The following is an 8,810-nucleotide window of genomic DNA, read 5'->3' as shown; positions in this document are numbered from 1 at the left end:
TAAGTTGTGGCGACAGTATAGCGACAGCGCCGGACGGGCAAAGCAGGGTGGGGATTGCCTTGATGCGCAGATACCGACGAGTCATCAGCGCCAGCAACGCAGGGCCCAATGGGCCCACTCAATCAGTGGGTGCGGAAGGTATTCCATGTGTCGGTGTCGAAGTGCATCGACGCCATCACCTCAAACAGGTACAGCTCGAGGTCGTTGTCGATCTGGACGAACGCGACCGACATCTTGCGCAGACTGCCCTGGGCGGTCAGGAAGACCTCGCGGAACTGGTCGTCCTTCATGGCCTGATCGCGCTTCATTTCGTGAGGGAAGTCCTCGCTGGCCATTTTGTAGACCAGGCTGGCGGTGAAGTGGGATTCGAAGTTGAGGTGCTGCAGCAGGCGTTTAACGACTCCGCAGGAGATCCCAACGTACACCGGGCGGTCGACGTCGATGAACACATAGCAGCCGGGGAAGTCGGTGCTATGCCCGAGCTTGGTCAACAGCTCGCGCCGGGCGCTCTTGAATCCCACGAAGGTGGTGGCCGGCATCGGCGATTGCAGCGCGGTCTTCAACCTTTCCAGGTGGGCGGGCAGGACCGTGGCGGCAAGTTCGTCGAATGTGTGGGTGCAGTTGTCGATCGGCATCGAGGCAATCAGCGGGTGGTGGAGGCGCTGATCATAACCGGGAATTCCGGGTAGATTTTTGGTGCGCACCGAAAGCGGTGCGTACACCACCGGATCGCCGCAGAGGAGGCCCGCGAGTACACCAAACGCGCCGCGTTTACAACCGGTCCGGGGTCTAAAATAATCATCGTAGGGCCCCGCATATGAGGGATGGGTGGCGGGAAACAGGCCTCGGCCGCGCTCCTAGGAGCACCGATGACCGCTTCACTCCGATTCTCGCCTTCGGCAATGCGACTCTTTGAACGGCTCCTTCGGGGTCGGGAGCCGCCCTTCGACGACGGGCGATAGCCGTTCCATGTTGCTATATCATCGTCGGACCGCGTTCGGCCATGAATGGTGATTCGTGTCGCTGAATCGAATGGCCGTAGTCCGCTTCACAGGCGACCTAAATACAAGTTTTCGCAGTATAGGGAGTGCCGCTCGGGGTTCTCGGTCGACGGCTCATTGGCTCCTTTACATGTGTATAGATACACCGGTTAGCCGAGCCACGACTGGTGCGCTATCCGAACGCAGCCTGGATTGCTCTTTCCTGAACGCGCCGGCGGCGCCGCACGACCGTGTAGCGGACAAGCAGATCGCGTTTCGCTTTGAGTCGGCGGCATGCTCCACCAAGAAATCACGCAGTTTCATCGTCGGGACCTACGTTAGGTCTGCAACGGCAGTGGCTTTCACTTGCCTGACATCAGGCGACGGTCGGCGCGGTCGAGATCGTAGCGGGCGTCGCGCAGCTGACGGTCCAGGCTTTCTAGGTCTTGGCGCAATTGTTTACGGGTATTTTCGTCCGTGGTTTGATCCAGTTTTCGTTGCTTGTCGCTCTGCTGGTTGCGCAGGTTATTGACCCTTGTCTCGGCATCGTAGACGGCTTTGGCCGCCTGGTAGCGGTCACGGAACGCGGCATCCATGTCGGCTGGGCAAGAGTTCTGATAAGACTTGCCGGCCCGGCCCCAGCGGACGGCGTTCTCGGGCGTGCAGAACTGGCGGATGCCGTTGTCGTAGCCGGCCATGTATTGCGTGTCGTTCGGCACGATGCCCGCTTTGGCGCAGGCTTCACGGTGGTCCTGCAAGCGGGACTTGGGATAGCCCTGCAGCGCCTCTCGCATGCCCTGCTGGTACCAGTCGGCATTGTTGCATTCTGTTTCAGACATGCTGGCACAGCCTGCAGTGAGCAACATTGACGCAAGCGAAATCATCAACGATAGGCGCCGCACGACTATCTTCCTTAGTTATGGCTATGAGCGTGCTTCCTTCGTTGGCAGGCAAAAAAAGGACGCGGTCGTCGTCGCGTGTCAGGTGGCCGGTTAGCTTCGAAGAAGCCGATCTTTCGGCCACTCCCGGCGTTTCACGGGTTGGCCAAGAGGACAGCGCCAACCAGCACCTTGCGGCTGGTGTCTTCGCGGCGCTTTTTCTTCGCATCCACTGCGCGATTGCGGGCCGCTATTCGTTGCGTGGCGAAACTAGAGCGCCTTGTCTGTGAAGAGCATAGACGATTTCTGAGCGCATCTAAAGGGTCCGGAATGGGATCATTTCTCGTGAACATGGACGGAACAGACCATTGCTCGGCTCCAGCTACGTCCGGCTAGCGTGATCGAACCGGAAAGTCGCTTTTGAACGCGGTGGAGACATTCTCAGGAACTGGCCTAAGTCGAGCGCAGTGCCGAAAAGACTTTGTACATCGCTTTGACCGTCACCGGTTTGAGCCGCGCGCGGTCAAATCCTGAAGGGAGCATCTGATCCACGTCCTGCTGGATCGTGTGCGCGGTGTATGCGACGATGAAGTGCGCATCGTGCGTCTGCCGCGCAACCGGGCCCATACTTCCGGGCCGCTGATGCCGGGTAGGCCGCAAAGGATAGGCTGCGGCAGTAGTGTTGATAGCGGTGCATGCGACCGACTTTTTTCGGCGATCTTGCTGGTAATCGTCTCGATGGTTGCTAGACGCCCGATCGAAAACGCGCGACGACCTTCGGCTCGTGCACAAAATCTACGATTCCGCCGCGATAGCTTCTCGGTCGCCGCATGTCAGGACTCAGCCAGCAAAGAAAACGACCCCTTGGATTCGTTGGTTGCGTTGCGTTGGCGAATCCGCATCACTGCGGCCGTTGCGCTGGCTCGAACCAGTTCCAGTCAGCCGTGCCTGCCGTGCCCGTGGCCGTGAGCACGACTTGGAGGCGATGCGGTCGACACCGTCGCCGGCGCCGGACGGCGCCGGCTCCCACGGGCACAGAGGACCGTTCGGAGACGCTCGAACTACCGCCATCGAATCGGCCGAGTCCGGCGCGACGCCGATCGCGACACTCGCGCGCAACGGGCCATCGATCGAACGGAGCAATCTTGAAAGCGTCTTCGAAAGAGCCCGTCAATTTACGAAAACAATCCCCCCGATTAGGGTTCTCGCCCATTGCATTGGATTTTTTAGTGGCCAACACTTTGCGTCAATCCGATTAGCCAGATGTAGATCCGATATACCGGACAGTTGCCGAAGATAACGAATCGGCGCCAAGCAGCTTCGGACCCGGTTTCCCACCACTTTGCCTTTCTCCAACGAGGACCCGCAGATGAAGCTTGCAAACACAGCCGCCAGAGTCGCTCTTTTCTTCGTCGTTACCGGATTGCTGGCGCTTTCCGCCTGTACGAAAGTTTCCACGCCGGCCGAAGGCGGCGCAGCAGCAGGATCCTCAACCCTTCAGGCCGTTCTGCAGCGCGGGACTCTGCGTGTCGGCGACTGCCTGACCTTCGCGCCATTCGGCTTCTACGACAAGGACGGTCAGCCCGATGGCTATGACGTCGATCTGGCCAAAGAACTCGCCAAGCAGATGGGCGTCAAGCTCGAGGTGGTGAACACGACTAGCGCGAACCGGATTCCCAACTTGCAGACGAGTAAGGTGGACGTCGTCTTCTGTAACTTCACGCGTAATCTGGAGCGCGCGAAGGTCGTCGAATTCACGACGCCGTACGTCGTTGCGAGCGAAGCGCTGCTGGTCAAGAAGAGCAGCGGGATTCAGTCCGTCAAGGACATGGGTAACCGCACGATCGCGACCGTGAAGGGCTCGACCAACGGCGATGAAGTCCGCTCGCTGAACATCCCCATCAAGATCCAGGAATACGATAGTTCGCAGGCCGCGATTCTCGCCGTCAAGCAAGGTCAGGCGGACGCGATGATCGAGGACAACAACTTCCTCGCGTATCAGGCGACGCTCGACCCCGAACTGAGCGTCACCGACGAAGCTCTGGTGCCGCTCGAATACAACGCCTTTGGGGTGAAGGCCGGCGATCAGGCGTGGCTCAATTACCTGAATCTGTTTCTCTTCAACATCAATGCGTCGAAACTCAACGCGCAGCTCTACAAGAAGTGGTTTGGCACCGATCCGCGTTTTCCGCTCAACCCGCAGTTCTGAGGAGCGCGTGATGTCGATATCACATGAGATCCGAATGATGCGGGGGCAGCGATGAGTTATCAGTGGCTAAGCCTGTGGGGCTACGTCCCCGAGTTCCTGAAAGCTGGCCTGCTGACGCTGGAGGTGACCTTCCTTGCGTTCGTACTGGCGGTGTTCCTCGCTCTCGTGACGGCATTGGCCAGTATGTCCCCGCTCGCCGTGGTCCGATTCATCGCCCGGGCTTACGTTGAAGTCATCCGCAATACGCCGGTTCTCTTGCAGATCTTCATCGTGTTCTTCGGCTTGCCGTCAGCGGGAATTTCGCTGGACGCCTACTGGGCGGGTGTGATCGCGTTGGGCCTCAACGTCGGCGCCTATCTGTCGGAAGTGTTTCGCGCGGGCATTCAGTCGGTGCCGCGCGGGCAGCTCGAAGCCGCGGGCATTCTCGGCCTCGAGCGCGGGCAGATCTTCACCGAGATCGTATTGCCGCAGGCCGCTCGTGCGGTATATCCGGCGATCGTCAACTACCTGATTCAGTTGTTGCTCGGCACGTCGTTATTGTCCGCGATCGCGTTGCCTGAGCTAACAGGGACCGCGACCGTCATCAATTCGCGGACGCTGCTCTACATCCAGACGTTCACGGTCGTTCTAGTCGCGTATTTGGTGCTGAGCAACGTGCTGTCTTGGCTCGCGAGCCAACTCGGTGCCCGGATGTTCCATCCACCCCTGATCGTCCGGCCACGCGCGCGCTTCGGCCGTTTCGCGCTTCGCCGCGCCAATCGCGCCTGATTCTCGAATCGGAGTTGGATCATGTCATTTGAATTACTGAGAACCAGTCTGTCGATCCTGCTGCAAGGTCTGGTGACGACACTGCTGCTGTCCATAGCCTCCATCGTCGGCAGCACGCTGATCGGCCTCTTTGCTGCCGTGTTGCGCTCGTTCGGACCGTGGGGCACGGATCGGATCGCCAGACTTTATACCGAGCTCTTTCGCGGCACGCCTGTCTTGATCACGCTGATGTTCATCTACTTCGGCGTCTCTTACTTCGGCTATGCGATAGACGTGTTCGCCGCCGGCGTGATCGGCCTGAGCGTCTATCAGGGCGCCTATATTGCCGAAGTGTTCCGGTCCGGGATCGAATCGGTGGCGAAGGGTCAGTGGGAGGTATCGCAGATTCTCGGTCTGTCGCGCGCGCAGGCCTTCGCGTTCGTCGTGTTGCCTCAGACCGGCAGAATCGTGCTGCCGCCGCTCGTCGGTCAGTATCTCTCACTGATCAAGGACACGTCGATCGTCAGCATGATCGGCATGTCAGAGCTGATGCACGGCGGCCAGGCGATCGTCGATCGCATCGGCAAGCCCGTCGAGATCTACGGACTCGTCGCACTTATCTATTTCGTTGTGTGCTTCCCGCTTTCGCAATGGGTACGCCACCATGACCGCAGGAGATTATCGTGAGCAACCAGAGTCATATCAGGCCCATCATTTCGCTCTCGGGCGTCAGTAAAGCATTCGGCGCGACGCGCGTTCTCAATGAGATCAATCTCGAAGTGCGCGCGGGCGAAGTTCTCGTGCTCATCGGCGCGTCGGGTTCGGGCAAGAGCACGGTGCTGCGCATCATGGCGGGATTGGAAACGAGCGATTCCGGCGAAGTATGGGTCAACGAAGTGCCGCTACATGACGCGAAACGCGCACGCGAGATTCGCGGTCATGTCGGCATGGTCTTTCAGCAATTCAATTTGTTTCCGCACAAGACCGCGCTCGGCAATGTCACGCTCGCGCTGATCAAGGCGCGTCGGATGAGTCCTGCCGATGCGCGTAGACGCGCTATGGAAGCGCTCGACCGCGTCGGCCTCGTGGAACGGGCGGAACATTACCCCAGTCAGTTGTCCGGCGGACAACAGCAGCGCGTCGCCATCGCGCGGGCGCTCGCCGTCGAACCGGGCATCATGTTCTTCGATGAGGCAACGTCGGCGCTCGACCCCGAACTCGTGGGCGAAGTCACGGAAGTGATGCGTGGACTCGCACGCGACGGTATGACGATGGTCGTCGTCACGCACGAGATGGGGTTTGCACGCAAGACTGCTGATCGCGTCGTCTTCATGGACAAGGGCGTGATCGCCGAGCAGGGTGAGCCGGAGCAGATCTTTGTCAATCCTTCGAACGAGCGCACACGACAGTTCCTGCATCGGGTGCTCGACCATTGACGCGCAGAACCCGGGTGGCGCATCTGCCGGTCTGAGCCACCCGTTCGGGTCACATGAACTGAACGTCTCACGGAGTCAATGCATGGCTGTCACAGAATCGTCGCGAGCCCGGGGAGTGGACCGGGTCATTGCCCTGTTTCGGCAATTGCATCTCGCTCAGCGCCCGATGACGATGCGCGAGCTGATCGAAGCGACCGGCGCGCCACGCTCGAGCGTCTATGAGCTGGTCGCGATTCTTACAGAGGTCGGCTGGCTTGAGACCGTGGGCGATGCAAGCGTGTTCTTCGGACGGGAGATGCATTACTACGGTTCCGACTACGCCACACACAACGATTTGATCAGCACCGCGCATCAATCGATCCTCGCGCTGGTGCGCAAGTATGACGAAACCACACAGTTGTGCATGCTCGAGGGCAACAAGTACACCGTGGTGCTGTCCGAGAACAGCGCGCGTCCGTTCAACATCAGTTCGGACATCGGTGTGAGAGTGCCGATTCCATGGACCGCGACAGGACGTTTGCTGCTCGGTCACATGAACGCCGAAGAAATTCGCGCATTGATTCCGCGGGAGGACTTCATTCTCGACAACGGCGTGTGTATCGACTTCGATGAATTCATACGCGATGTTCAGCTCGCGAAGGATCTCGGCTACTGCTGCACCGAAGGACTGTCGAACGCGTTCCGGCTTTGCATGGCCGCGCCGGTCCGTGATCGCGCCGGGTTGCCGATCGCGGCGCTCTGCTTCATGACGGGGCGCGATACGAATCCAGAAAGGCGGCAGGCGATGCTCGACGATCTTCTGCAGTCAGCGAGGGCGCTTTCGCACAGGTAGTGTCCAAGCACTCGGCGTGGTACAGCACGACACCGGCGAAGAAATGAGCGAGAAGAAAGTGATAACTTACGTCGCAGATGAGGATGTAGAAAAAAGAATTCAATCGCCGCTTCTGCGAATCAGTCAACTCGAGCAAGAGAATACGGCGCTCAGGGAAGTGAACGACATATTGCAGAAAGCCGTCGCCTATTACGTACGGGTTTCTGCTCGGTTGTTTGAGCGACGGCCGTTATCTTTGCGAGACTACCATTTCCCGCCTTGACGATTTCATTTCTGGTGCATGCGGCGAGTTCTTTCGCTTGTGCGCAGATCGTACGACAAGCCGCCGCCGCACGATGTTGCAAGATCATCGCCCTAGCGGCCTCTGCCATCTACGGAAGTTGGTCGACGCTGTCACGCGAACCGTTCCGAGGCGAGTCTGAAGGTCGTAAGAACTTGCGGCCAGCTTCAGCAGATCGGGTTCGGCCGCGCATGTTCCAATTTGTCAAAAGAACTCACCTCAGATCGTTGGCTACCGACGGTCGACGGATAAGTTCTATCGCCGGCGACGATTCAACTGACATGGTCCGCGCACGATGGTTCGGGAGCCGACATTCGAACCGAGCAGCACTGGGTGAGTATCGTGCCGATACGCGTTTTCCGAAATCATCTATGTCGGCGCGATTCGCGCTTTGATTTTAATCGTGGGGATCGGAACTTTCATTGTGCTTACGTCAAGATCGCGTGCTACAGTTCGTCCAAATTTGAACTTCGTCTTTATGTCTCAATGCTTCCCGCTGTATCGATTATGGACAACTGGCGTCATCATATCGCGGTCGTATTTGGCACCGCCTCAATGTTTCTCTTGACCCTGTGCGCTAACGAATGGATCTTCAACCATTCGGAATTCGTTCGCGGAGTGAATTGGATCTATCTCCCTGCCGGCATGCGCCTTCTGTGCACACTGCTCTTCGGAGAAGCCGGTGCGGTTGGCATTCTTTGCGCGTCGTGGATCAGTTGCTTTTTTTATTATTTTCCGACCGATCCGGTGCGTTCATTCTTCGGCGGCATTCTCTCGGCTCTCGCGCCCTGGCTCGTCTATTTATTCGCGAAGCGCGTGCTCGGGCTGCACGCATCGCTCTCCAATTTGACCGCACGGCGTCTCTTGCTTCTCATCGTGCTCTATGCGCTCGCCAGTCCAGCGTTACATCAGACCTGGCTCGCGCTCAACGGCGACACGACGAATATCGGTGAGCGCTTTCTCGTGATGTTCGTCGGCGACCTTTGTGGCAGCCTCGTGCTCATCTACACCCTCAAATTGGGACTGTGGTTCGCTCGACTGGGCGCGACGTCCGGGCAGCGGGGCTAGGCTTCGCGAGCGCAGCCGCGACATTCTCCAGTTCGACGAGCAGCGCGTCGAGTCGCGCCCGCTGCTGCGGTAGCAGAACCGCGTCGCGCTGCAGCACCTCGACACGCTCGCGCCAGTACGACGCCGGCCACGCGTGCGTGTAGTGCCAGTGCGGCGAACGGATCATCCGCTCCAGGTGGGCGATTTCGTTATCGGCGAAATGCGTCGTGAAGCGAAACGCCGGAGCCGTCTCGTGAGTGCGCCGCGTATGCGTCATGCCAATGTTCCCCGTTCATGGCTGCGTCGCCCTATGACGCCAAGGCGTCATAGGGCGACGTGCCCTTTTCTTTTGCTCTCAGGTTCGCTTGCTTCGTGGCTCGCGATTCACCTCCATCGTAACA

General features: G+C 59.0%; 11 protein-coding genes. 7 read left to right on the top strand and 4 right to left on the bottom strand.

Annotated elements, in window-relative coordinates; translation table 11 throughout:
- Window positions 1–122: 122 nt before the first annotated feature.
- The 3 genes from AWB68_RS40095 to AWB68_RS48570 all read right to left on the bottom strand — a co-directional run bounded on the left by AWB68_RS40095 (window position 123) and on the right by AWB68_RS48570 (window position 2,485).
- The gene (locus AWB68_RS40095) at window positions 123–722 is read right to left on the bottom strand and encodes a GIY-YIG nuclease family protein (protein WP_235028774.1); all 600 of its coding nucleotides are present in this window, start codon (window positions 720–722) and stop codon (window positions 123–125) included.
- A 620-nt stretch (window positions 723–1,342) separates the two neighbouring features.
- Window positions 1,343–1,819 carry a DUF2799 domain-containing protein gene (locus tag AWB68_RS40090; protein WP_160110161.1) on the bottom strand — a complete coding sequence of 159 codons (477 nt, stop codon included), beginning with the start codon at window positions 1,817–1,819 and terminating at the stop codon, window positions 1,343–1,345.
- A gap of 492 nt (window positions 1,820–2,311) precedes the next feature.
- The gene (locus tag AWB68_RS48570) at window positions 2,312–2,485 is read right to left on the bottom strand and encodes a response regulator (RefSeq protein ID WP_160110160.1); all 174 of its coding nucleotides are present in this window, start codon (window positions 2,483–2,485) and stop codon (window positions 2,312–2,314) included.
- Between the two features lie 742 nt (window positions 2,486–3,227).
- On the opposite strand from AWB68_RS48570, the gene AWB68_RS40085 reads away from it, so the two are divergent.
- The 7 genes from AWB68_RS40085 (at window position 3,228) to AWB68_RS40055 (ending at window position 8,430) form a co-directional block, all read left to right on the top strand.
- Window positions 3,228–4,067 (top strand): ABC transporter substrate-binding protein, encoded by an 840-nt coding sequence (locus AWB68_RS40085; RefSeq protein WP_087649728.1) that lies wholly within the window; start codon window positions 3,228–3,230, stop codon window positions 4,065–4,067.
- A gap of 51 nt (window positions 4,068–4,118) precedes the next feature.
- Complete coding sequence (locus AWB68_RS40080) at window positions 4,119–4,835, top strand: amino acid ABC transporter permease (RefSeq protein WP_087649727.1); 717 nt, start codon at window positions 4,119–4,121, stop codon at window positions 4,833–4,835.
- A 21-nt stretch (window positions 4,836–4,856) separates the two neighbouring features.
- Window positions 4,857–5,501: an amino acid ABC transporter permease gene (locus tag AWB68_RS40075; RefSeq protein ID WP_087649726.1), complete on the top strand. Its 645-nt coding sequence runs from the start codon at window positions 4,857–4,859 to the stop codon at window positions 5,499–5,501.
- Complete coding sequence (locus tag AWB68_RS40070; RefSeq protein ID WP_087649725.1) at window positions 5,498–6,250, top strand: amino acid ABC transporter ATP-binding protein; 753 nt, start codon at window positions 5,498–5,500, stop codon at window positions 6,248–6,250. Before AWB68_RS40075 ends, AWB68_RS40070 begins: the two co-directional genes overlap by 4 nt.
- A gap of 82 nt (window positions 6,251–6,332) precedes the next feature.
- A complete protein-coding gene (locus AWB68_RS40065) occupies window positions 6,333–7,082 on the top strand; it encodes an IclR family transcriptional regulator (protein WP_087649724.1) in 750 nt (249 codons plus the stop codon).
- Window positions 7,083–7,125: 43 nt separating this feature from the next.
- On the top strand, window positions 7,126–7,344 hold the full coding sequence (locus tag AWB68_RS40060; protein ID WP_235028773.1) for a hypothetical protein: 219 nt from the start codon (window positions 7,126–7,128) through the stop codon (window positions 7,342–7,344).
- A 351-nt stretch (window positions 7,345–7,695) separates the two neighbouring features.
- Window positions 7,696–8,430 carry a hypothetical protein gene (locus AWB68_RS40055; protein WP_235028772.1) on the top strand — a complete coding sequence of 245 codons (735 nt, stop codon included), beginning with the start codon at window positions 7,696–7,698 and terminating at the stop codon, window positions 8,428–8,430.
- Here the strand turns inward: AWB68_RS40055 and AWB68_RS40050 are convergent.
- Window positions 8,375–8,686, bottom strand: a complete 312-nt coding sequence (locus AWB68_RS40050) for a hypothetical protein (protein WP_087649722.1) — start codon at window positions 8,684–8,686, stop codon at window positions 8,375–8,377. The genes AWB68_RS40055 and AWB68_RS40050 overlap by 56 nt on opposite strands.
- Window positions 8,687–8,810 lie beyond the last annotated feature (124 nt).

It is taken from the genome of Caballeronia choica (genome assembly GCF_001544535.1).
GTDB lineage: Bacteria > Pseudomonadota > Gammaproteobacteria > Burkholderiales > Burkholderiaceae > Caballeronia > Caballeronia choica.
This window is presented reverse-complemented; position numbering and strand designations above follow the sequence as displayed.

Excerpts from the sequence above, each read along its gene's own strand:
- AWB68_RS40060 (WP_235028773.1), top strand. The coding sequence starts at position 7,126 with ATGAGCGAGAAGAAAGTGATAACTTACGTCGCAGATGAGGATGTAGAA.
- AWB68_RS40090 (WP_160110161.1), bottom strand. The coding sequence starts at position 1,819 with ATGTCTGAAACAGAATGCAACAATGCCGACTGGTACCAGCAGGGCATG.
- AWB68_RS40085 (WP_087649728.1), top strand. The coding sequence starts at position 3,228 with ATGAAGCTTGCAAACACAGCCGCCAGAGTCGCTCTTTTCTTCGTCGTT.
- AWB68_RS40080 (WP_087649727.1), top strand. The coding sequence starts at position 4,119 with ATGAGTTATCAGTGGCTAAGCCTGTGGGGCTACGTCCCCGAGTTCCTG.
- AWB68_RS40075 (WP_087649726.1), top strand. The coding sequence starts at position 4,857 with ATGTCATTTGAATTACTGAGAACCAGTCTGTCGATCCTGCTGCAAGGT.
- AWB68_RS40065 (WP_087649724.1), top strand. The coding sequence starts at position 6,333 with ATGGCTGTCACAGAATCGTCGCGAGCCCGGGGAGTGGACCGGGTCATT.
- AWB68_RS48570 (WP_160110160.1), bottom strand. The coding sequence starts at position 2,485 with ATGGGCCCGGTTGCGCGGCAGACGCACGATGCGCACTTCATCGTCGCA.
- AWB68_RS40050 (WP_087649722.1), bottom strand. The coding sequence starts at position 8,686 with ATGACGCATACGCGGCGCACTCACGAGACGGCTCCGGCGTTTCGCTTC.